We start from the raw sequence: 24,059 nt of genomic DNA on the forward strand, positions 1-24,059 counted from the left end.
GCCTTGCGCGGCGCTTTACTTCGTTTTCGCGCCGCGCCTCTCGCAGAGCCGGTTGGTAAGAGAGTGAGACTCTGCTCGTGATAAATTCGTGGGACAACGCACGCCAAGAATTGGATATCTGGGCGGCTTCGAAGCTGAAGGCGAGATTTTGGATTCGCGATGACGATGCCTTTGAGACATCGCTTGGCCTTGAGCGCCTGCGCGACGTTGCCGTTCGGTTCGATACCAGGATCGGGCTAGCGATTATCCCGGGAAAGATCACCCGAGGTCTACAAGAGTTTCTTGCCGAGAATGCTCGTCAATTTTATCCGATGTGTCACGGGTGGAGGCACATCAACTATAACGCCGGAAAAAAACCTGCTGAATTTGGGCCCGACCGGCCGATCTCCAGCATGATCGCCGACACAAAGTCCGCGCTGCATTTGTTTAAAGAGTGTTTTGACTTATCGCAGCCAATATTTGTTCCACCCTTTAACCGCATCACGCCTGCACTGGTCAAAAGCTTGCCGCGCGTAGGATTCGCCGGGGTTTCCCTCATGCCGAGCTATCTCGAGCGCAAACTCCTGCAGCTGAATTCTCGGGTACAATGGGGCGGAATGATCAAACTACCTGAGTTCAAAGATGGCCTTCGGATCGACGTTCATCTGGATGTCATAGATTGGAGAGCAGGAACAGCTCAACGAACCAAAGTTGTGTCGGATCTCCTTGTCCAACAGTTGCGGGGCAGAAGACTGGGTGTTGTGCCCTCCGACTCTCCCATTGGATTGCTGACGCACCACTTAGCGCACGATCCGCCTGTTTGGCACGCCATAGATGGGATACTCGACTTCCTCAGGTCACATGAAGCTGTGGAGTTTATCGACGTGGGCCGATGGATCGAGGGCAATGCTGCCAACCGTGCTTGCATCCCCCATCGGTAAATCTCAAGCGCGGAAGCGAGCTTCAAGAGTTCGAACTCCAGAGGCATCTTGTTTCAGCCGCGCAGGTCATTGTCGCGCATACCCATGACGCAGAGGAGGCTATGAGAGTACCCTCGCATTGCAACGGATCGAAGGTGGCGCGGCTTCCGGCCGTCGGACCCGATGCGTTCGGATGTAGCGCGACGCAATCTTGGCGCGGCGCACCGACCCAATTGGCCTACGGCGAAGTTCATGTATGGCAGTTGTGTTTTTCTTCGACTGGGCTTGCGAAACAGGGCTGGCAGGTGATGACAGACGAGGAACGGAAGCGCGCCGAGTCGTTTCGATTCATGCCGGATCGAGAGCGTTACTGTCAAAGCAGGCTTTTGCTTCGAAGTGTACTGGGCGGATATCTCAGACAATATCCTGACAAGGTACCCGTTGTAGTGGGACAACATGGGAAGCCGCAATTGGATGCAGCGATCTCATCTCACGACCTGCAGTTCAACTTGAGTCATAGCCGCGATGTGGCGATGCTCGCAGTCACGACTGGCCAGCCAGTGGGGATCGACGTTGAAGCCATTGCCAGCTGCAGCAACCTCGACGTGAGTACGTTGGTTGAAGGCCTCCTTAGCGACCGCGAGGCCGAGGCGATCAAGGCGCAGGCGCGGGAAAGCGGGCAACGTTCCTTTCTTCGCTGCTGGACCCGAAAGGAGGCATTGCTGAAGGCGGTTGGATTAGGCCTCCTTACAAAGCTTAATGAGTTCGAGGTGCCGATAGACGATCTTGAAAGGTGGAGTGTTCAATGGCGCCCTAATCATCGCTCCCCTCCGTCTACCTTCCAGATGGCCGATTTGTCCGACGGCGATTATGCGGCAGCGGTCGCAGCTCCGGTGATCTTAGGGCCGGTGCGGCAGTTCGAGTTCCGCCATCGGGGATTCACCGAGTGTTCCGACAATGGCAACCCAATTTCTTGAAGGGAAAGGCTCAAAGATGCGAATTGCAGACAGCGTCGGGACGGCTGCAGCGACGATATTGGTCTCCGCTTTGCTGTCCGCGAATTGTACATCTAAGGCTCAAAACACCAATCCACCGGACTGGGCGGCCGTCGCAAACTCCGGGAAAGTTATTGTCGTACGAAACACTCCGTACGTAGCCGAATCCGTCGGTAGTGACTGGAGCATCCGCCGAGCGTCTGCAGGCGCAATCGACATAGTGCGCTTCGAGGTCCGTGCAGGAGACATCTGGAGCGAAGACCGCGCCTCCGGCGAAAACAAGGAACGCTCCGAGCTCGACGGTTACAAGCGCCGTTTTGAGTACGGCTCTGATGTTTGGGGCGCATACTCGTTTCTGATTGAACCGGGCGCCGACTATCAGTCCGACTGGACGGCCATCAGCCAGATGCACGGATCCAAGATCAGACCCTTTCACTTACATTTCAAATTAGGGCGCTTAGTTATCTACGCCGAAGCCTTGGGCACGCGCTCGCAAACAAGCACGCTCTACAATGGAACATTGAGCCGCAACGAATGGCACCACCTTGTATTTCATTTGCGTGAGGGCGTTCCCGATGGCCAACTCGAAATCTGGCTAGATGGCAAGAAGGCCGTGGACTTCTCGGGAATGATCGGCGCGCCCGGCAATCAGGCGTACTGGAAATATGGCATTTACCGTGGCTATGGACCGATCTCTACGCCGCTTGCAATACAATTCGCGAATATGGAAGTCGGCACATCCGAGTTGTCCTCAAGAGTAACGGCTCCGCTGCCCGTCAAATAGGAGCAGCCCGGCGAATGGGAACAACGATGCTCTGTAGACTCGTGGCCGACTAGTTTCATCGTTTGGTCGGCAGCCGCCCGCAAACATTCGTCAGTTAGCCAAATGAAGGCTGAAAAGTCGGGTCACACGACCCGACTCCCCCTCAAATAATCCAGGTCCTCACCACTTGCCCGGCGACAGGCTACCGCAGCTCAGTTACCTGCGGATATGGGTTGCGTCACGATAGTAGTCCCTGTGCCAGCGCTCAGTGCTTTTGCTGAATTTGCCAGCGTGACCGGGTCTTGGGCCGTTGCCACAATGGTACGGACAAAATTCAAGAACTTGGTAGATTCCACGGCGGCCGCGTTCGAGACGTAAATAACGTCCTTGTTTCGCATTTCGAACCTGGACGTAAGGAAATAACCTCCGGCGTCGCGCAGATCTGCCTGATAAATAATCGGTATGACAGCTCCATCAAAGCGAGAAATGTCGACCCCAAGTTGAGCAGCAACTTCCCGGGTTTCGCCGCGGTAGAGGAACACGGAAGCTGGATCGGCCAGTTGATCGCTCAAGCCAGTGGCCTTAGCGATAGCCTCGGACATCGAAACGCGCCATGCGTCGAACGGAAACTGGCCTTGGCGCCCCGACGCTCCGAAGGCCAGAAACGTCTGCGGTTCCCGATAAACGTAAATCATGTCTCGCGGCCGGACAAAAATATTGTTTGCGGGTTCGTCGACCAGAGCTCCGAACGGGGCAACTGCCTTCTTGCCGCTTCGCTCGAGAACGACCCAAGATTCGTTGCCGGCCCCCACGAGGCCTCCGGCCCGCCCGATGGCCTCCAGCAGATGCTCTCCGCCGACATTCGCTGGATATCGCCCCGCTGTGCGGACGTCTCCAAGCACCGTAAATGCCGATGAACGCTGTTCCAGCAGGGTTACGACAGCATTGGGCTCCAGTGAACGCTTTTTCAGCGCAGCAACGATCTCGCGTTCTATGTCCGCCGTCGTCCGTCCCTTAGCGGATATTGGCCCTGCCGACGGCACCGTGATGTTACCGTCTGGTCCGACCATCTGGGGAGGAACGGTAAAGAAATTGCCCGGACGCACGCCCAAATCATTCTGCACAAAAAGGCCAGCGCCCGTCTCGTACACCGTTACCCCCAGAACATCCCCAATCTCCACCACAACCCGCTGGGGCCCTCGCCTGTCGGCGATCCTGCCCGCGATCCTGGGTGTATTTGCCGCAAGGACATTGAGCATTTCCGGCCTGAGCCGAACGAGAGCGTAAGGAAAGTCGCTTTGACCGGATGTGATGTCCCAACTTTGCGGACCAGCCACCGGCATTAGCCCACACCCGCTTACCAGCAAAGAAATCAGTGCCGTCAAAAATATTAGCCGGAAATGCATGCCCCTACCCTCGTCTTACTTCCGCTCTAACACGTCGGAGCAATCGAGTAGGATGTGCCAGCGGCTGGTAATTTAATATTTTCAGACAACTGTTTCCTGAAAAGCACAGCAAAAACCCAAAGCGCCGGTGAATGGGGGCGCCGGCCAGTTCAGACCCGGCGTCAGGCCCTCTGCCTTTTCGATTTTTAGCCGATTTAAGTAAATGGTCCCCTATAGCCACCCGCCTTGCTACCCGGCGCTCGGGCCGATCGGCCGAATCACCAGCTCTAAGATTTGCGCACCCTCGCGGGGAAGTCGAGGCTAAGCGGAACGGGCGCGCACTGCCAGCCACGGCGGCAGCTCTATAGTTTTACCGCGACCATCCGGGCAATCGATTTTGCGCAGCCTAAACTGCGGGTACGCTTCCGGACACGGCTGCAGCACGAGCAACATCATGAGCAGTTGAATGAACAAGATTGCTCCGAATAACCTCCTCCGGAGGGCAACGTCTTTTGACGACACCGAGGGCAAACCCCCACGCCGAGAGATGCCAAGTCAGAACACTGAAGAGTCCCAGGTTCAATGACCTTGTCCTGATCGCCATCGCGACGACTGGCAGCCCCAGAGCCATTAATAGCGTCAATACTGGCAGCGTTAATTGACCTATCAGGATCGCACAGGCCCAGTATGCCCAAACACCTATCGAAATTGGGACAATCCTTACCTCTTGCATGACCCGTGCAACGTACGAGCCTGCCATTGCGCCGCGAAAAAGTTCGCCGGCACTTAGAAAACGACCGCTCAAGATTCGGTGCCAAAGTAACCGCCACGTTCCCATGGCATAGCTGTAATGATCCACGGCCTTGTCCTCGAGCTTCACCAATCGCCAGCCCTTTGCTCGAAGACGTGCCCCGAGATCGTACTCCTCAAACGCATGAAGGTTTCGATCAGAAAGGTATCCGGCCTGGGAGATCGCGGCGCGCCGATAAAGACCCCCTCCATTGAGACACTCGACATCGCGGGATTCACCCCTGCTCTCCCGCTGGAAGCGCTTGATCCGGCCTTGGAGCTCCAAATTGTCGGCACGCATCTCATGGATGTATCCACCGACACCCGCAACCTCTTTTTGATGGTCCAGGATTGCGATAGCCTTGCGAATGAAGCCTGCATCGAGCTCCATGTCACCGTCTAGGATGTAGATGTATTCCCCCTTGCAGTACTGATAGCCCAGTTGGGGCCCGACCCCGCAGCGCCTCTCGGACACGTTTTCCAGTACCACCACGGTTGTCGGGAACAGCTTAGCGATAGCCACCGTCTCATCCGTCGAGGCGCTATCAGCAATAATGACCTCGCCGTCATACCCCGCGATCGCAGCCAGCGCCGTCTCGATGGATCTCGCAATATTGGCTGCCTCATTGAGCGTCTTGATAATAATGCTGATCTTTATCATTTGCGACCTATGCGTCCGAGACCGGACCAAAAATAACACCCTAGCAAGGGTTTCAATTCGAATCCAACGTGAGGCCCGGATTCTCAAACGACATCCTAAACGCCCTCCGACCGACATCGGGTGCCTCATATTCGCGCATGTCGTCCGGGCGACGGAAGCCGCATCAACAAGGACCGAAAGGCGCAACAAAAGACTTACGCCAAGTCAGGGCATCGAATCATCGCAAACTGCATCCGATGATCAACGTGACATTGTCCGTTTCTTGCCACCGACTGGCTACGCCGAGACGATCGTGGCGACGCCGACACATTCAATCAGCCGCAACCAACCACAGCGCCGGCACTCGATCTTCGATATTTAATATTTACGCAGCCATATTTTCAGCTATAGTGAGATAGTTAATTACACATTAAATACCAGAAATTTAATTTATCAACCCCAATCAATTGCTTTGGTGCTGATTTGGCAGACAGCTCAGATATTCATGGCCGGATCGATCGGCTAGGGCGCGGAGCCTTCATCGGAACATCCTTTCGTATCTCGGAAAGCGTAATTCCCTATTTGCTCTGCATGCTCGACATGGCCGCGATATTGCTATCGAGCGCGATTGCGGGCGCCGCTTATCAGGTTCTGGTCGGCCACGATACGCCGAATCTGCTTCCTTATTGTGCTATCGGGATGCTGGCGGGATTGTTATACGTCCTGCGAATGAGCGGTAGAGATTACTACAGCTTTCCAAACGCGATTGAACCACGTCGCAAAACCGGTGCGATAATCTCTTGTTGGTGCGTGACGGCCTTACTGCTGGCACTCCTTGCTTTCCTGCTTAAGATTGGCCCCAGTTACTCCCGCGGCGCATTCATCGTCTTCAGCATCCTCGCGCCGCTGCTATTGCTTGCGGCACGCAGTCTCTCGAAAGCATTTCTGGCTGCAGCGGCCTCTCGCAAGGTCGTTGGATGGCGCCCTGTTGTGCTGATCGGCTCACAGAGCGAGGTTACCTCATTGAGAGAACAACGTTTGCTGCCTCAGTTTGACGAGGGAAATATCAAGATATTTTTGCTGAGCAACACGAACATCTCAGGCACTGTCCATCCCGACGCAAGCGTTCTGATTTCGGCCTGCGAATTCGCTCGACGCTACGATTGCCGCGAGATTCTGGTCGCATTGCCCTGGACAGACGCCGCCCAACTCGATCTCATCCGAAGCCATCTAAAGAACCTTCCAATCGCCGCGCGGCTTCTACCTGACGTCAATGTTCGCTCGCTAACGCAGAACGCTGCGTCAGAGCGCCTCCGCACCATGGCCGTTCATATCCAGAGCGCTCCTCTCAACGACACCCAGTGCTTAATCAAGCGCACGGCTGACATCATCCTAGCGGCCCTAGCGCTGCTGTTCTTCTCGCCAATCATGCTCATCACGGCTGTCGCCATCAAGCTGGACAGCACCGGCCCCATCATTTTTCGACAGGATCGGAAAGGCTTCAACAAGAGGCGCTTTACGATCCTCAAATTTCGAACAATGACAGTGCAGGAAAATGGTCCAACAGTAGCACAAGCTACACGGAACGATCCTCGTGTGACGGAGCTCGGACGAATATTGCGATCGATGAGTGTGGATGAGCTGCCGCAATTGTTCAATGTGTTGAGGGGGGATATGTCGCTGGTCGGACCTCGCCCTCACGCATTGGCGCACGACGATCAGTTTGAACAAATGTTGAGCGACTATTCCGTTCGCCAGCACGTCAAGCCTGGCATCACCGGCTGGGCCCAATGTAACGGCGCAAGGGGCGCCACTCCATCGGTGGATCACATTGCCGAAAGAGTTCGACTGGACCTCTGGTATATCAATAACTGGAGTCTGAAGCTTGACGCAAAAATCCTCGTCAAGACGCTCTCCGAGGTATTGAAACAACGCAACGCTTATTAGCGCCCCTACCACAGATCATCAGTTGGGCCGGCTTCGCTCGCAGCAATTTTAGCTCTCCTGCATTGTTCGGGCACGCATCGGCAAGATCTCGTGGCGAGCCGAAGCCCAATAATCCACGGCCACATGTAACCGAAACTCGGGCTCCGCAGAAACACGGCAAAACGCAAAGCGTGCGTCTGCGCGGAAGGACGGAGAAACAGCTACCGAAAAATCTTTGCGGCGCTTCGGATACGCTTGAGTGATGGCACAACGTGTATTGCTCCAGACCACCTTGATCCAACTATTGCGATCCAACATGAGCGAACCGAAAGAAGCACTTATCAAGGTCATAGCGATCTCTGTGTCGCTGTTTATTCTGTGGGCGCTTCAGCGCGCGCGATGGGATCGGCGGCAGCCGCTTCGGGAGCATCTTTTGTGGTGCTTGGTGGCAATTGGCGCACTGGGTTACATAAATTTCGGAGGCTTCCATATAGATGGCACACCGTTCCACATCTGGGACCAGTATCATTATGTGCTAGGTTCCAAGTACTTTCCCGAGCTTGGCTACGACGGTATCTACGTTGCCACGATCGAGGCGTTTGAAGAGAAAGATCCGACGTTTGTCCCGCCATCTCGAATCCGCGACTTAAGAACAAACGACGTGGTTCCACGAGAGCAACTGGCAGAGTTGCAACAACAAGTTCGGATGCGCTTTTCCGATCCTCGGTGGGCCGCGTTCCGCGAGGATGCAACACACTATCGGATGCGGGAGGACATCTTCCTTGACCACGGTTACAATCCACCTCCGTGCCGGGCGGCAATCGAGCGTCTCTTCACCGCCTGGCTTCCATTCCGAGGACTTAGCGTCGCTCTATATGCGTCGCTGGATTTCTTGCTGCTCGCGTTGGCAGGGTTAGTGGTATATCGGACATTCGGTTTGGTTGTCCTGGCAGCCATCTCGCTGTCGTTTGGCTTGGGCTATTGCTCGCGTTACTTTTGGATCGGTGGCGCGTTTTTACGGCAGGATGTAATCACTGCCCTGTTGCTATGCGCCGCAAGCTTGGCCACCGGTCGCATGAGGCTCGCCGGCGGATTGTTGGCCTATGCAACTTGTTGCCGCGTGTTTCCCTTCTTCATGCTACTTCCTTTGACGGCCTTTGCCGCCTTTCACTGGCGCAAAGAGGGGGAACGCGCAGTTCAGTTTGCGCTGGGATTTGCGGGGGTTGCTGCTCTGCTATTTATTGCTGGCTGTCTGGCGGGGCGCGGAGCGGAAGGCTGGCTGGAATCGCTGCGCCGTCTGTGGCTTCTTGGCGGTGTCATAGGCCCCAACGCGGTCGGGCTTAAAGTCCCTTTCAGCTCCAGTGTCGCCAACATGCGAGGTGAGTTGGTCGATCCGTCGAGTTTGTACGTTTATACGCGTATTGCAACAGACGTCGCCAAGACTGAACGTGAACACTTGTGGCTCATCATCGTGGCAAGTCTCGCTATGACGACCGCATATTTACGAGTGGCTTGGCTAACCCGCGATATCGTCACGGTATTTGCGTCAGGCGTTGCCGCAATTACGATCATGACAAGTCCGGGCTGCTACTACGCCTCGTTCTTCATACTCTTGGCGTTGATAAATCCGCTCCGGACTGCAACTTCGCTTTTGGTCGCAAATATGCTTATGTATTTATGCGCCGTACTGGTCGTCATGCTTTTCCGACATGGCATCATTGAACTCAACGGCGCAGCCTTGTACGCACCAGTCTCGGTTCTCTTGCTGTTGGCGCTGCTGGATTGGCTATGGAACGTGCTACGGTCGACCACTCGGCAAAATCATTTGCTCGTCGTCGAGACTTCCCGATCCGGAGCCTAGGGTTTCAAGACCGATGCGACGACCGCGAATTTCATCGAACGATGCCAGTGTTTGACACGAACGGCTCGGCCGAGCCTCTCCGGGCGCTTCTCGTAGGGTCGGATTGATCAATCGCCCCTGTTTGATCGCGGGCCGCAGGGGGCAAACAGCCACGGCAAATGATGAGTTTCTTGTTCAATCTTTCGTCGGCGGCACGATTGATTGCTTCAAGAGTAACCACCCACTCCTTCGAATAAGGCCTGAGCTTGGCAAGATCATCGTCAGTGAGCACCTCGTCCGAACTCATCCGCGGCGAAGTAGCAGCCGGAGTCCTCGCGCCATCTGCATTGCGGCGTTTGCCAAAGGGAGATCGCCCCGAAAGGTGAGAATGCCGGTCCTGATTGGAGTTGGCATTCACGGACTGCTTCACGAAGTTCGTAGCGTCTCCGCAACATCCGCAGAGATTTGAGGCCATAAGAAGCACTAAAAGATATCTGGCCATAGCGGCGCGGCCCGATTTGCCGGATTATGGTTTGTATCTGATGCCAATATGGTAAATATTTAATTACTTCACCGTGATCATACCGCCGCAATCAGCTTATCGTTGCCGCTGGTCGCTACCAGCAACTAGAATTTGCTAACGTTGAGCGTTTGGATCTTGATTAAAATCCAGGTAGGGATCGCGATTGGAGTCAATCTGGCTTGCGGCCGAGACATCTCCTCGCAGGGCGTTGACAGTGCTTATCATCTTAAACCCATCCGTAAACTCGACAAGACAGGCGTACATGGCGCCGACCGCGAGCACACGACATCGTTGACCTTGCCGACCTCCGTTGGTCCAACGATAGATACAAGGGAATCTGTCGTGGGAAGCATTTCCGTTCATGGCACCACGCGCCCTTTTCCTAGACTCTCGATAGAATCATAGCCCCAAGGCGACAAAGATCTTGCCGGAAGGTCTTCATAATCGAAGCCTGTCAAACCCCCTGAACTCTTCACACGTGGATCTCTTGGCGTGGGTCGTAGGCTTTGCTCCGGGTGATCACATCTCGGCAAGTGTCAGCCCGGCTAGACTGTGACACTGCCTGGACGAGGGCACGGGAGCCAAAAAACGCTACCGACCGCATTAGTAGCAGAACAATTGATTACCGTATCGTTGGCAAGAACGACCATCGCTGAAGATCGTCGTGTTCCCGTATGTCTGTGCCGTCCCGCCATTGCTGAAATATGTGCTGTTGCCGTAGCTTTGGAAACTTGTTCCGTCGCTATTATAGGTCGTGCTCCCAAATCGCCGCGAGACATCCCCATCACTCCAATAGGTGATGCCGCCGCTGCGTGTGCTTGGTAGGCCGCCCGATACACAAGGGGCCTGCCCAGAGGCAGATTGGCAGTTCTGAGCTTGGGCCGAAGACGCCCATACTAGCAGCACCGCAAGAATGAACCGCATGATATCCTCCACGCGCCTTAATCCTACACTTCTACGCGAAACTTGCGAGTCCTCAGGAAACCTCCGGATTCTGAGGTCTTCGCCGACCCCAAAGAGCCGGCCCCTTACAGGCGTCGCAACACACTATCAAGCCCGCAGCCCATACCGCGGGCGCTAACCAACGGTACGCTTAGGCATACAAGTCCGGCGCATGCCGTGTTAATAAATACATATTTCATTTGCGTTTCTGAGCTTATCGAATCTTGGTGATGAACAGTGAAACCAATTGATTTTACGGTGGTAATTCCGACATTCCGTCGACCAAACGAACTGCGCGAGGCAGTCACGAGTGTGATTGGTCAACACGACGTGGAGATCGAAATCATTGTGGTTGATGATAGCCCGGAGCGATCTGCGGAGCCAATCATCGCAAGCATCAACGACTCGCGGATCACTTATCTGGCCAATCCTAGGCCCTCGGGAGGCTTCCCCAGTGCGGTAAGAAACCTCGGTTGGCCGCCTGGGCGCGGGGAGTTTGTGCACTTTCTTGACGACGACGATATAATCCCGGCCGGGTATTATGCCGAGGTCAAACAAACCTTTGCCAAGAACCCCAATGTAGGCGTTGTGTTTTGTCGAATTGAGCCCTTCGGCAATTGCTCACCTTCTCAGTTGCAACACGAGCAGCTTTACTTCGAAAAGGCCGCCCGGTTGGCAATGTTTTGTGGTCGTCTTCGCTCAGCACGTGCCTACGTGGCATGCCTATTGTTCCATTGGGCTTTGTTAGTTTGCAGTGCAGCGATGTTGCGCCGACAGTGCCTTGAGCACCTCGGCGGGTTCGACCCCCAGCTCCGTCTCCGCGAAGACGTGGATCTGTATGCGAGAGCGATGCGACAATTTGGCGTGTGCTTTCTCGATCGCGTTGGACTTAAATACCGTATTGGAAGCCCGTCGCTTATGCATGCGCCTGAGCTTACTCAATGCGACCTTGACGATCTTCGTGCAGCGCAACGCCGAACGAATGCAAGGTACAAGTCGACCTGGGGCAGTTTCGAATTTTACGCCCTGAAACTTTTTGCTCGCACCATTTTGAATTTTTCGTAAACCGATTTTTGTGTGGCTGAATTAATGTCGTTAATAGTCAACAGGCTATCGCACTCGGCCGCGTTTCAGAACTTGCGGCGAGAATGGGAAGAGCTTGACAGCGGCCTGACAAATCGCACGCCATTTACATCGCCCATCTGGAACGAGTTGTGGTGGAAGCACTTCTCCCGATCGGGCCTGTTACGGCATGACGAGTTTTTCATCCACGAAGTTCGGAAGCCGAATGGGGAGCTTTTCGCGATCGCTCCGTTGATGCGCACTTGCGAACCCAATCTCGGCCCAATTCGTGCGCGCAAGGTGCAGTTTTTCGGCACAGATCCGAGTCTTACTGAGATCCGAGGCATCATTTCCAAGGCAGAGCATCAACGTGACGCATTATCTGCCCTCGCGAAGCACTTTAGCGAGAAGGAAAACAATTGGGATGTCTTCAAGTGGAGCGGCGTGCGTGCTGAAGCCGTCGTCCAACTCCCTCTAGGCAAGCTGAGAACCGAACGCCTATTACCCGATTACATCGTCAATCTGCCCGGACGCTGGCAAGACCTCCACTCAACTCTTTCCAACAACACTCGCAAGAGCATCAGGAAAGGGTATGAATTCCTCGAGCGCGACGGTCACCAGCCCTCCCTCCGCGTGGCCGAATCGTTGGCCGGCGATGATGAAATATTGCGCCGCTTCTTTCGCCTTCATCAGGCTCGATCTTCAGCTGAAGATATGAAGCAGCATCGTGACAATTTTCATACGGCTCAAAGCCGCCGTTTTCTCGATGACGTTATCGGTACGATGGGATCGCGCGGACTGGTTCGTATTTTCGAGCTCGAGGTGAGCGGAGAGATTGTAGCGTCCCGGATCGCCTTTGGTCTAGGTCGCGATATTTATCTGTACTTCTCCGGCTTTGAACCCAGTTGGAAGAAATATGGAGTGATGACGACTCTAGTTGTAGAGATCATCAAATGGGCAATCGAACGCGGCTTTAATACCCTCAACCTTTCTACCGGGAGAGACCAATCAAAGTTGCGTTGGTTACCGACAGAGACGGTTCTCCACGACATTGTTCAGTCGACAGAATCCGTACGTAGCCAGCTTATAGCCAGATCTGAACTTTGGAGGCGGGGCGCACTCAAAGAGCTGTCCTAGGATCTTTGGAAGTCGCCGCAGCACACCCGCATGTTCAAGATCGCAAGGCACGCACATCGCAGTTTTTGAGACTTCCCAAACAGCAATATTCGGCTCACCCCAAATATTCGCTCCGTCAGCCTGCTAGCTCTATCAATTTTCTTCGGTGAGAGCTTTCTCAAATGATCGATCAGGACAAAGCAAGCACCCTTGCCCTCCATCAGAACCAGGCGCAACAACCCATCCAAGAACTGCTTGAACGGGTTAGGAGACATCTGACGACGAGAGTTGGTGAGGGGCGAGAACGCATCCCGGTCAGGGACGCCAGGATTGACGAGGGCACGATGCGGCTGTGTGCGCACTACAACAACATTCGTCGTTATCGTGATATACAGACGACATCGCTAACTAGAGCGGAGAGCGAATTCGTCGAACGTCGGTTGGCGGAGGAACGTTTTGCGATCGAAAATCTGATTTCTGCGACTGCCCCGCCATGAGATTCAGGCTTCGCAAGCACCTGGACTCGACCATCGGAGAATTCCAGTCCTGGACGCTCACGGTAGTAATTTTTCAGAGCCCCACAGTCATCCTTCTGTTCCCACAGTTTGGGGAGGATCAGCCTCCTCCTCAACTGAGGCCAATCTTTCGAACAGCCGCTTGAGGCTCTCCTGATCATCGACGTCAATTGCAGGAACGGCTTCTGTCCTTCGCTCACAAGCAGAGTCAGCACCTGCTCGCTCGCGGAGAAGAGTTTCTTCTCTCTCCTTCGCATCATCTGTGCATGCTATAGGCAAGGATGGGGGAGGTAGAACGCCTGCCAATAACTCCCGCCCAATGCCCATGGGTCGATCATCAAGGTCGTGCGATCGCGCGCATAGCCCCGTTGCAGCGTCCTCCGCAACGCCATGGTGCCTCGCCGCGTCAACGATCATCTCGAGTATAACAGGAAGGAAATCCTTCCTCTCGAAGACAGTGTACACCTCGGCCAGTTGGTCTACGTACCTCGGTCCAAATTGCTTTAGAATTGTGACCACGTTGGCAAGTTCCGCGTCAGACTCAACGGCCCGTTTCCATCTTTCCTCATGCTCAACGCTACGGGCATCGCTCGCGGGAGTTCGATGCCGGATGAGCAATGGATCCGAATGCGCCGCCCGAACTGTCGTGCTCTTAATGTCCCTTCGTGAAGTAGCCTGACTATTCTCGGCAACCATGAGGCAAATGAGGCCTCCGCCCATCGCAACAAATCCGACGGCCGCCCAAGCTATCGAAATGCATAGCAGGAAGCCCGCAATCAGGAGGAGAACCCCTAAAGTATACATTTAGCCCGAGACCGAAAGATAAAATAAATATATCGCAACCTATTAAAATATTGAATTATCTGCAAGCTGACGGCTCTCACCGCAGATGAACTGTTCCATTGATCGCGCCACGACCTTTTGCAATGGCGGTGGGAATTGGCAGATCAACTCGACAATTGTGTTAGGTTGCATCAGACACAGCAGGCCGCAGCAAGCGACAGGGGAGTTCAAGGATGAAAAGCGCCGTTCATTTGTTTGCGGCCGGCACGGTGGCGCTGCTTCTGTTAGCTCCATTGGCTCCCGTGGACGCGCGAGAACGTCGCATTCCAAGCCTGGACTCGTACGGAGCAACTTTTGGCTATTCCTGGGGCCCAGACTTTCACTACTATAACAGACCACTCTACGCGAGTTGTCAGAACGATACCCTCCCCTATCCGGTCGCCGCAACGAGCACATTTTTCAATCAATCGGTATCAACTGCATTCGGCTATTGGAGTTATCGCGCGGTTGCGCACGCGCTGCCCGGCCGCTGGTGCCTAGTTAGACCGGATCCCAGATAACGATCCAGCAATTGCAAGAGGCTCGATGAGTGTCTCGTCAGAGAAATACAATCTATGATTGTACTGAACTATAAGACAATCAGAAGGGAAGACGATCAGTTGGCGCGCCGCCCCATAAACGAAGCAAGCCATCCCATTATGTCTCGGCGCTGCAGCGCGCGTGGATGCGGGGGCTGATCCTCCTTAAGTTGCGCCGCGACCAAGCGATAATATTCTTCGATAACGGCGCGCTGAGAAATCCAGCCCTTCGCAATTCGCGCTTCTTTTAGCAAGTCGAAATCAATTCCATTTCCGAAGCCGAGCCGGGCCTCATGCAACAATTGCGCAAGTTTGCTGGATTCGCCGGTAGACATCCTAACGAAACGTATAATGCGCCCCGCAGTTCCCGCATTTTGCTATGCCGAAGCGGGCCAATCGCGCTGGCGCACTCCAAGCGACATACTTTTGCCAATCATTCGGGCAGCGCCGCGAGTAGCGCGCGCCTACAAGTTGCCTGATTCTCGCTACACGATTCAATCTGGTGGATGGTGGAGCACGCGATTCGCTTAACGCGCTCGATAAGCAGCGTTCCGTCGCGGAATGAGAATTCTAGGAAAGCCGAATGCCGGTCATATGGGTCTTCATTGGGGGCGCGGGCGCCTTTGCAGTTACATTCCTTGGTCTTGCAATCTACGCAAGCGCAATGATCGCTCGCGCTCCAGCCGAGCGAAGAGCTCGGGTTACGATGTTACCTGGCGATGACCCCGGCGCATCAAAGTCTGTTTCGCAGCCGACCCATTCGTTGCATCGGATAGCTCACCGGACTTAAATCCCGCTTTGGCATCGCGCTTGAAGAGAGCCGAGCGGATCGGCACGATGAGCAGCCCACCTCCCGTGCAGTATTTGGCTCGCGAGATCCGGGCTGTAGTTGCCTAACCTAAAATGCGAACTGCACAAATCAAATGCGAACTGCACAAATCTGAAGGCTGTGCAAATCATAACCGGTGGAGAAACGTCTACTTGCAGCACCGGGGACCCTAAGGATCTCCGATGTCGACAGCAGCCAGCGAGATTCCGGCAGCTCGCATGGCATAAAGATTTACATGTTCAAGAGAGCAGCTTGGTTTTGACGCGCTGCTCATTTGTAGATGTCATAACATTCGCCCATCGATCTTTCTTTTGACGACCTTTGCCCCTCGAACTAATTCACGACGAAGCGGATGGCGCGTAACGACCAAGCCGATGCTCCATCCGGCGAGCGACAACAATGCGCCGAGCAGCCCTGCCTCGATGGAGAGCCCATCTGGTCCTCCCTTCATATGGATCAAAAAAAATGGTCCGAGGGCGCTGATCAAGGAAAGCAAAGCGCTCTTTCGAAGCGCGGCGAAGAAGTCGCCCCAACAAAAGTTGAGATACCGACGAACCACCGCGACAGCGATCAGGGCGTTTAGCGGTACGACACCGACCAAACACCACGCAATCACCGATAGACCATGGTTTGCAGCAAGGGCTATTACCGCAGTGTTCATGATCGCCTGCCCCCCCACTAGAAGCGGCAGCGACCTAATTGCGCCAACCGCAACGAGAACCGGGTACTGCAGCGCCCAAGGGAAGGAAAAGACGGCGGCGAGGCAAAGGATTCTTACCAAAGGGGCAACCTCCAGCCATTGAGGCCCCAGCACAATACGGACCAAAGGCGTCGAAAGTGCCCCCAACAGGAGGAGACAGGGCCAATGTACTCCGGAAATCAATTCGAGCGCATTAAGATAGAGGGCCCTGGTATCTGAGTTTTCGCGTACGCTTCGCGAAAAAACTGGAAGGGCAATAGCACCGACGCCGGCAAGTATCACTCTCTCGGGAAACACGGAAAGCAAGACTGCCCGCTGCGCAATCCCTACACTTGTGGCATCAAGCGCTCTTCCGATCACAAGATAGGGGACATATTCGCCGATCGCAGCAACCAACGCTGCTGCACTATCGAAGGCTCCGAAGCCCAATACGCCGCGCCACTCACTCAATGAAGGTAGATAGATTGAGCGATCGGCATAAAGTAAAAAGCACAAGATGGTACCTGCGACTGCAGCCGCAACCGTCGCCCAAGCCAGCGCTACGTACCCGAAGCCCAGGTGCGCCAGCCAAATGCTTGCAAGCCCACTGACGCTGGCCATCGAAGTGTTGATGATCGCAAGGGACCCAAAAGCCATGTCCCGGCTCATGAGTGCAAAGATCGGAAAAATAAAGGGCCCGAGAAGATATCCGAGTGCCGCGACCCTGATGTAGTGGCCGACTTCGGGCAGGCTAAAAAAAACGCCGATCCGAGATGCGGAAAGATACAAGACAAGCGATATCACGATCGAAACAAGCACACTCGCGGTGATGCTCGTGCGGATTTGCCTCCGTGTCAGTTCATTTTGCTGGATCAAATACGCTCCCCCGCTGAGCTCTCGCAGGGCTTCAGCGATCGCAAAAGTAGAACTGCCGAGAACTGAAACACCGAAGGCGGCAGGTCCTATCAGCCTTGCGACAATGATCGCCACCGCGAGATTAATCAGCATGGCGAAATATCGCCCGACTGTGGCCCAGAGAAACGCCCTCCTCACGCCCATCCCGCCTCCTCCGTGGAACCCGCGAGCATGGCCCCGGTCGTGGCATCGCCCTGCCAAGATGTCTCTGCCCTGACGCGCGCGCCGCCCGTACGGACTGGAGCCGGCGGCAAATCGACACACCAGCCCAAAGCCTTCCGCAGCCTCGATAAACCCCACCCGGTTCCCCGTATGCGGCGCGTTAATCCTATGAAAGAGATGCCAATATGGCCCCAGAATATTCCAGTAATATGCAATCTGTGGTACTGCAACAGCTTAGCTATCAAACCCCTAGTTTGAAGAAAAATATTTTCGAAAATGGTGAGGAGCAGATTTTCCCTTGGACTTTGAACCCTCCGATTTGAAAAATCCGAATCTCCTTCCTCTGACGCTAGGCCAAGTCAGCATCTGGCTCGCCCAACTTCTGGACTCCAGCGACCCTGCGTTTAATATAGGGGAGTACGTCGAAATATGCGGAGCTCTCAACAACGAACGATTTGAGCAGGCTCTGCGACAGGCGGTGAAGGAGGCCGACACCCTTCACCTCAGAGTTGTCCAAACCCCTGATGGGCCTCGACAGTATATCGGCAATGACGATCGCTGGACAATGTCAGTTGTCGACTTCTCGTCACACAGTGACCCGCGCACAGCCGCCGAGACTTGGATGCGTGAGGATATGTCTCAGGCCTTCGATCTTGCTCGCGGCCCGCTGTTTCGTTTCGCCTTGCTTTGTATCAACGCTAATTGCTATTTCTGGTATTCCGTAAACCACCATTTGGTGAACGACGGCTTTGGATGGACGCTCCTGCTCAGGCGCGTCGCCGAGTGCTACAGCCGGCTCTCTAATGGACAATCTTGCGCGTTTGAACGTTTTGCATCCCAAGACGATCTCATCAAAGCGGAACAAACCTATCGTCGTTCGCAGCACTACGCGCGGGATCGCAATTATTGGTTGCAGGTTCTGAAGGATCGCTCCGAGGTCTCAACCCTTTCCATTTCCACACCGGCCGTTAAATCAAAGGCTGGCGTCCGCCAGATCACCGGTTTGCTTCCGGGCAATGTCGAAATAGAGTCACTCGGTCGCGCTTACGGATCGAGCGCGGCAGCCGTGGTGATGGCAGGGATCGCATTGTATCTTCACCGCGTGACCGGATCCCACGATATCGTGTTGGGAATGCAGGTCTCCGCCAGGATCGGCAACGCGTCAAAACGCGCGGTCGGCATGGCTGCCAACGTGATACCTCTTCGGCTTACCGTAACGCCGGATGAAGATTTCGATACCTTGTTGCGCCGAACCGCTCGCGCAATGCGCGACGCTTTTCGTCACCAGTTGTATCGGATTGAAGACCTACGCCGCGACTTAGGACTATCGCCCCAAACCCCCGACATCTTCTCGGTCTTTGCGAACTATATGCCGCTTGATGACGGCATCCGCTTTTCTGACCATACCGTTCGTCGTTTCCCGTTGGGCAATTGGCGTGTAGAGGACATACAATTTGTCTACTATGGTGGTTCGGCCGATGCCGGATATCGTATCGACGCTGTCGCAAACTCCGCGAAATACGCTCCCGAGCAGCTTGATGAGCATTTGCACAACTTATGTGCCCTGGTAAGCGAGTGCGCCACAAGGCCTAACACTATTTGCGGCCGATTCGTGCTCGAATCCACTTCGGATCGCGAGCAGCCTTTGGCCAGCATCAACCATGTCAACGATGACCGGCCCGACATGCTCGTTCATCGTCTCTTCGAAAAGCAAGTGAAAGCTACTCCTGACGCGGTCGCGGTTTCCTTCCACGACGTCAACCTGACATATTCGGAATTGAACCGTCGTGCAAACAAGCTCGCGAGATGTCTGAGTGCGGAAGGTGTCGGTCCAGAGGTACTTGTTCCTGTCTTCCTCGATCAATCTGTCGAGATGCTAGTCGCGCTTCTTGCCGTACTGAAAGCCGGCGGAGCTTATGTGCCGATAAATTCTGCTCTGGCACGGAGCGAAATTGAACTGCTGCTACAAACAATAAAGCCTTTGCTGATCTTGACCACCGATGTCGCGAGAGCGCGATTACCGAGCGTTGGGTGCAAAGTCATCCATGTAGGCCACGAACATGCTACTCTCGCACCAACAGTCTGCACCGACGTTGATGTTCAGCCGATCGGCTTGACTCCCAATAACCTGGCCTACGTTATCTTCGGCCTGGATCTCACGGACCAACCAAAGGGAACACCAACTGAGCATCGGGGTGTCGTCAATCGATTACAGTGGATGCAGAGCCAATATTCCCTCACCGGCGACGATTGTGTTCTGCAGAGTACCCCATTTCAGCTTTCCCCGTCGGTATGGGAATTGTTCTGGCCACTTGGAGTCGGCGCGAAGCTCGTCATAGCTAAACCTCACCGAAACCTCGAACCGGAATATCTAGCACAGTTAATCGGCGCGTTCGGCGTCACCACCGCCCACTTTTTTCCATCGGCGCTTCCGTCGTTGCTTAGTACGAGAAGCATCGATGAGTGCCGCTCATTGCGTATAGTCTTCTGCAGTGGCGAGCAATTGTCACCACAATTATCGCGACGGCTTCTTGATCGTCTGCCGGGCGGGCGCCTTTGTTATTTGTATGGACCGACCAACGGTGCTTTCGAGGCCGCCTACTGCGAGTATTCTCCTGGTGAATCGCCCGGTCTCGTCATGAGCGGCCACCCGATCGCAAATACCGAGATTCACGTTCTAGATGACTCGATGCATCCGGTGCCAATGGGTACCTCGGGCGAAATCTACATAGGAGGAGTTGGGATCGCGCGTCGTTATTCCCACCGACCGGAGTTCATCGCGGACGGGTCTGTTCGATCACCATTTGATCCGACCGATCCAGCAGCACGTCTCTACAGGACAGGGGACTTCGGACGCCAACGCCCCGACGGGCGCGTAGAGTTTCTCGGCCACCGGCATGACCTTAAAATACGGTGTTATGGCGTTTGTATCGACCTGAACGATATCGAGCTATTCCTGAAGCAGATCGAGGGGGTAAAGGAAGTCACGGTTGTCGTATGCGAAGATGCCGCTTCCAAGCCACAACTCCTCGCTTACTTTACCGCGAGCGAAACTTTCGATCCGTCCAACAAGCAAACTTCCGCTTTGATCGCAAACATGCGGACGGCCGCATCTGCGAGATTGCCCAATCAATGGCAACCGTCATTATATCTGCCCGTCACAACCTTTCCTTTAGCCGTCAACGGAAAGGTCGATCGAGCCTCGCTTGCTGCGCGCGGTTGGCCAAGGACGCAAGCTGCCTTCGACTTCGCACCGTTGGGGAGAACCGAATCAGCTCTTCACGCGATTTGGCGAGACGTATTGAGGATTGAACACTTCGGCAGGTTCGATAACTTCTTCGATTTGGGCGGCCATTCTCTGCTGGCGACGCAGGTTGCCTCTCGCATATCTCGCGTTTTCGACGTCGAATTGGCCCTAACCACGATTTTCGAGGCCCAAACCTTGGAAGCTCTGGCGCGGCGAATTGATGAAGTTCACGGAACTGGCAAGCAGCTCGCCGCTTCGACACGCGATCAGGCGGATTACATCTCAATGCGACCAGACCGCGCGCATACGAGGGAAAATTCGCTAAAGCCAGTCAGGGCGCCGATAGCCCCACGTACGGAGGACTCTCAGCCGGCACTGTCTCATTCGCAACAACGAATGTGGCTCATTCAGTCTCTCGACCCCGATAATTGCGCCTACAACCTAAGCGGTGCGGTACGTTTCCTAGGCCACTTTGACGCTGATGTCTTTTCGAATGCCCTAGATGAAGTTCGTCGCCGGCATGAAAGTTTGCGCAGCACGTTCCATGAGTCGGACGGCGAGGTCCTGCAACAGATCCAGCCGTGGCACCCTCAACCACTTATCGCAATCGATCTGCGGCAGTTTGGAGATGCGGCATTCTCGGAGGGCCTACGCATGGCCCAGGCCGAGGCGCGGACACCCATCGACTTGATCCGCGGTCCTGTCTTTCGAGCAGCGCTCTATCGCATCGCCGAGGAAGAACATCTGCTTCAATTGACTGTTCATCATATTTCGGGAGATCAGTGGTCGGTAGGAATCGTCGCCCGCGAACTAGCCATGGCGTACAATGCGCTGCGCGCTGGAAAACAGGTCGCCTTGGATCCGATCAAGCTCCGTTACCAAGACTACGCAGCTTGGCAACGACAACATCAGCACCTTTCCGACAGGCAACTATCGTACTGGCGAGAGCAACTAAATGGGCTGGCTTCGCTCGAACTTCCATGCGATTTCCCCCGCCCGCAAATGCGGGGATTAAATGGCGCCTGCCATCTAGCGCCGCTCGATGCATCGCTGGTTTTGAAGCTGGATGATTTGAGCAAGCGCGAGGGAAGCACCCTCTTCATGACGATGCTGACGGCGTTCGCCCTTCACTTGTACCGCTTGACCCAACAAGAAGATTTCGCGATTGGCGTACCAATCGCCAACCGCACCAATAGCGACCTTGAAACTCTCGTCGGGACCTTCGTAAATACGCTAGCCTTACGCGTCGATTTATCTGGCGAGCCGAGCTTTCTCACCCTGCTCAAGCGAATCCGCGCTGTCGCTCTTGATGGCTACCAGAATCAGGATGTTTCCTTCGACAAGTTGGTGCACGACATTGCGGAGACGCGAGACAACAGCAGGGCGCCTCTTGTGCAAGTCATGTTCAATATGCAGAACGCTCCGTTCTACGGGGCCCTGTTCGACGGATTGGAGTGGGAACCGATCCCTCTTGACAGAGGCGGCGCTCAGTTCGAATTGAGTTTATCTGTAGATGCCCAAATCTCGAACAGCATCACCTTCGAATACAACACTGATCTATTTGATCGTCGAACGATCAAACGTTTTTCAGAGCAATATCTCTATATTCTCGAGCAGATCGTGAGCGACCCAACGCAGAGCGTCGCATCGACACCGATGTTGCCAGCCACCGAACGCCAGCTCCTGGAGTCCTGGAACGCCACAGGATCCCCTGCCGGAGAACTATCTCATTTCATTGCAATGTTTGAGCAACAGGTTGCCCGAGCGCCGGACGCGCCTGCATTATCATTTGATGGACAAGTAGTCACCTACTCCACACTCAACATGCGCGCCAACGCCGCGGCAAAAGCCCTCGTTGGGCTCGGGATCAAACCGGGTGAAGGTGTGGCAGTTTGCATGTCGCGATCAATTGATCTTGTGGTGTTGTTGCTCGGCATCCAAAAGGCAGGGTTCTACTACATTCCTCTTGATCCTTCGTTTCCTAAAGCGCGGCTTTCCTACATGCTGGCCGATAGCAAGGCTCGCGCTGTGGCTACGGATTCGACCTCGAGGGACCATCTTGTTGCACCTGACGGCGTTCTCGGTATCGATGCTTCAACTTTGACTGCCGGAAGCGAAGCCACGCATCATAATGATGAATTCTGTGGTAAATCGTCTGGGGAGGACATTGCCTATATCATCTATACGTCTGGGTCGACGGGCCTTCCGAAAGGTGTGGTAGTCGGGCATTCGTCACTGTCCAATTTTTTGCAGTCAATGGCCCGCCGTCCCGGCTTAACGGACAAGGATACAATGGTCGCGGTGACGACTATCTCCTTTGATATTTCAGGACTGGAGCTCTACCTGCCCCTGAGCGTCGGAGCGTGTGTCGAACTGGCATCCAAAAATACTGCGTCCGATGGCGCCGCTCTTTCCCACCTGCTTGCCAAGAGCGGGGCGACAATTATGCAGGCGACGCCCGCGACTTGGCGTCTACTCATCGATAGCGGCTGGAAAGGTGACGGTCGCCTCCGCGCCCTCAGCGGTGGCGAAGCACTTTCCCGCGATTTGGCAGATGCCTTACTCGACCGAGTCGGTGAGCTCTGGAATTTGTATGGGCCAACGGAGACTACGATCTGGTCGACGGCGGCGCGCATCGAACCCGACCAGTCACCCATTTCGATAGGGCGACCGATCGAAAATACTCGTGTCTACATTGTAGACCAAAATGGCGAACTAGCACCAATCGGCGTTCCTGGCGAGATTTTGATCGCGGGCAAAGGTGTTGCGATCGGTTATCACGAACAGCCGGAACGAACAGCAGAGCGATTTCAACTAGACCACTTCGTTGACCGTCAAGGTGGGCGAGTTTACAGGACCGGCGATCTCGGGAAATGGAGTTCTGACGGCGAGCTCTTTCATCTCGGCCGCATCGACAGTCAGATCAAGATGCGAGGTTTTCGAATCGAGATCGGCGAGATTGAATTCGTGCTTAGACAGCATCCTGCTGTGGCGGAGGCCGTCGTTATAGCTCGAGAACTCAGTGCAGCCGATAGTCGCTTGATCGCATACGTCCAATATGGGCAGGAGGAAGCAACAGCGAGCGAACTGCGAAATTTCCTTCGAAATCACCTCCCCGACTACATGATTCCTGCCGTCATCGTGGCGATTGATACCATTCCAATGACGCCCAACAAAAAAATCGATCGATCCGCACTGCCGGACCCATTCACCGCTTCGGCTCAAGCGGCTTCAGAATACGTTCCACCGGCATCAGCAATGGAGCGGCTGGTGGCGGACATCTGGCAAGATTTGCTCCAGATTGGAAGCGTCGGTAGAAGCGACAACTTTTTCGAGCTGGGCGGCCACTCGCTTCTTGCCGTGAGAATGGTAGGAATGATCAAGCAACGCACGGGACGGACCTTGGATCCTCGAACTCTGTATTTCAAGACCCTGCGACAGATCGCCGAGACCGTTGGGCGTGCAAAGTGA

13 protein-coding genes are annotated in these 24,059 nt (G+C 54.8%); 9 read left to right on the forward strand and 4 right to left on the reverse strand.

The window, feature by feature from the left end:
- The first annotated feature begins 77 nt into the window (after positions 1-77).
- The 3 genes from QA645_RS32120 (at position 78) to QA645_RS32130 (ending at position 2,678) form a co-directional block, all read left to right on the forward strand.
- Complete coding sequence (locus tag QA645_RS32120; protein ID WP_283045284.1) at positions 78-920, forward strand: hypothetical protein; 843 nt, start codon at positions 78-80, stop codon at positions 918-920.
- 101 nt (positions 921-1,021) lie between these two features.
- On the forward strand, positions 1,022-1,876 hold the full coding sequence (locus QA645_RS32125) for a 4'-phosphopantetheinyl transferase superfamily protein (RefSeq protein ID WP_283045285.1): 855 nt from the start codon (positions 1,022-1,024) through the stop codon (positions 1,874-1,876).
- Positions 1,857-2,678: a heparin lyase I family protein gene (locus QA645_RS32130; protein ID WP_283045286.1), complete on the forward strand. Its 822-nt coding sequence runs from the start codon at positions 1,857-1,859 to the stop codon at positions 2,676-2,678. Before QA645_RS32125 ends, QA645_RS32130 begins: the two co-directional genes overlap by 20 nt.
- A gap of 191 nt (positions 2,679-2,869) precedes the next feature.
- On the opposite strand, the gene QA645_RS32135 is transcribed toward QA645_RS32130, so the two are convergent.
- Positions 2,870-4,063: a polysaccharide biosynthesis/export family protein gene (locus QA645_RS32135; RefSeq protein ID WP_283045287.1), complete on the reverse strand. Its 1,194-nt coding sequence runs from the start codon at positions 4,061-4,063 to the stop codon at positions 2,870-2,872.
- Between the two features lie 385 nt (positions 4,064-4,448).
- Positions 4,449-5,492, reverse strand: a complete 1,044-nt coding sequence (locus tag QA645_RS32140; RefSeq protein ID WP_283045288.1) for a glycosyltransferase family 2 protein — start codon at positions 5,490-5,492, stop codon at positions 4,449-4,451.
- A gap of 462 nt (positions 5,493-5,954) precedes the next feature.
- Between QA645_RS32140 and QA645_RS32145 the strand changes: the two genes are divergently transcribed.
- The 5 genes from QA645_RS32145 to QA645_RS32165 all read left to right on the forward strand — a co-directional run bounded on the left by QA645_RS32145 (position 5,955) and on the right by QA645_RS32165 (position 13,377).
- Entirely contained in the window at positions 5,955-7,418 is a 1,464-nt protein-coding gene (locus QA645_RS32145; RefSeq protein ID WP_283045289.1) for an undecaprenyl-phosphate glucose phosphotransferase, read from the forward strand.
- A gap of 295 nt (positions 7,419-7,713) precedes the next feature.
- Positions 7,714-9,258, forward strand: a complete 1,545-nt coding sequence (locus tag QA645_RS32150) for a hypothetical protein (RefSeq protein ID WP_283045290.1) — start codon at positions 7,714-7,716, stop codon at positions 9,256-9,258.
- Positions 9,259-10,939: 1,681 nt separating this feature from the next.
- The gene (locus tag QA645_RS32155; RefSeq protein ID WP_283045291.1) at positions 10,940-11,767 is read left to right on the forward strand and encodes a glycosyltransferase; all 828 of its coding nucleotides are present in this window, start codon (positions 10,940-10,942) and stop codon (positions 11,765-11,767) included.
- 12 nt (positions 11,768-11,779) lie between these two features.
- Positions 11,780-12,901 (forward strand): GNAT family N-acetyltransferase, encoded by a 1,122-nt coding sequence (locus QA645_RS32160; RefSeq protein WP_283045292.1) that lies wholly within the window; start codon positions 11,780-11,782, stop codon positions 12,899-12,901.
- Positions 12,902-13,062: 161 nt separating this feature from the next.
- Positions 13,063-13,377: a hypothetical protein gene (locus QA645_RS32165; protein WP_283045293.1), complete on the forward strand. Its 315-nt coding sequence runs from the start codon at positions 13,063-13,065 to the stop codon at positions 13,375-13,377.
- Between the two features lie 1,456 nt (positions 13,378-14,833).
- On the opposite strand, the gene QA645_RS32170 is transcribed toward QA645_RS32165, so the two are convergent.
- Positions 14,834-15,091, reverse strand: coding sequence for a hypothetical protein (locus QA645_RS32170; protein WP_283045294.1), 258 nt, complete (start codon positions 15,089-15,091; stop codon positions 14,834-14,836).
- A gap of 777 nt (positions 15,092-15,868) precedes the next feature.
- Entirely contained in the window at positions 15,869-17,272 is a 1,404-nt protein-coding gene (locus QA645_RS32175) for an oligosaccharide flippase family protein (protein WP_283045295.1), read from the reverse strand.
- A gap of 367 nt (positions 17,273-17,639) precedes the next feature.
- Here QA645_RS32175 and QA645_RS32180 point away from each other — a divergent pair, with 367 nt between their 5' ends.
- On the forward strand, positions 17,640-24,059 hold the full coding sequence (locus QA645_RS32180; RefSeq protein ID WP_283045296.1) for a non-ribosomal peptide synthetase: 6,420 nt from the start codon (positions 17,640-17,642) through the stop codon (positions 24,057-24,059).

Source organism: Bradyrhizobium sp. CIAT3101 (genome assembly GCF_029714945.1).
GTDB lineage: Bacteria > Pseudomonadota > Alphaproteobacteria > Rhizobiales > Xanthobacteraceae > Bradyrhizobium.

Coding starts and splice junctions, on each gene's coding strand:
- QA645_RS32130 (WP_283045286.1), top strand. CDS start 1,857: ATGGCAACCCAATTTCTTGAAGGGAAAGGCTCAAAGATGCGAATTGCA.
- QA645_RS32125 (WP_283045285.1), top strand. CDS start 1,022: ATGAGAGTACCCTCGCATTGCAACGGATCGAAGGTGGCGCGGCTTCCG.
- QA645_RS32165 (WP_283045293.1), top strand. CDS start 13,063: ATGATCGATCAGGACAAAGCAAGCACCCTTGCCCTCCATCAGAACCAG.
- QA645_RS32140 (WP_283045288.1), bottom strand. CDS start 5,492: ATGATAAAGATCAGCATTATTATCAAGACGCTCAATGAGGCAGCCAAT.
- QA645_RS32150 (WP_283045290.1), top strand. CDS start 7,714: ATGAGCGAACCGAAAGAAGCACTTATCAAGGTCATAGCGATCTCTGTG.
- QA645_RS32170 (WP_283045294.1), bottom strand. CDS start 15,091: ATGTCTACCGGCGAATCCAGCAAACTTGCGCAATTGTTGCATGAGGCC.
- QA645_RS32135 (WP_283045287.1), bottom strand. CDS start 4,063: ATGCATTTCCGGCTAATATTTTTGACGGCACTGATTTCTTTGCTGGTA.
- QA645_RS32175 (WP_283045295.1), bottom strand. CDS start 17,272: ATGCTGATTAATCTCGCGGTGGCGATCATTGTCGCAAGGCTGATAGGA.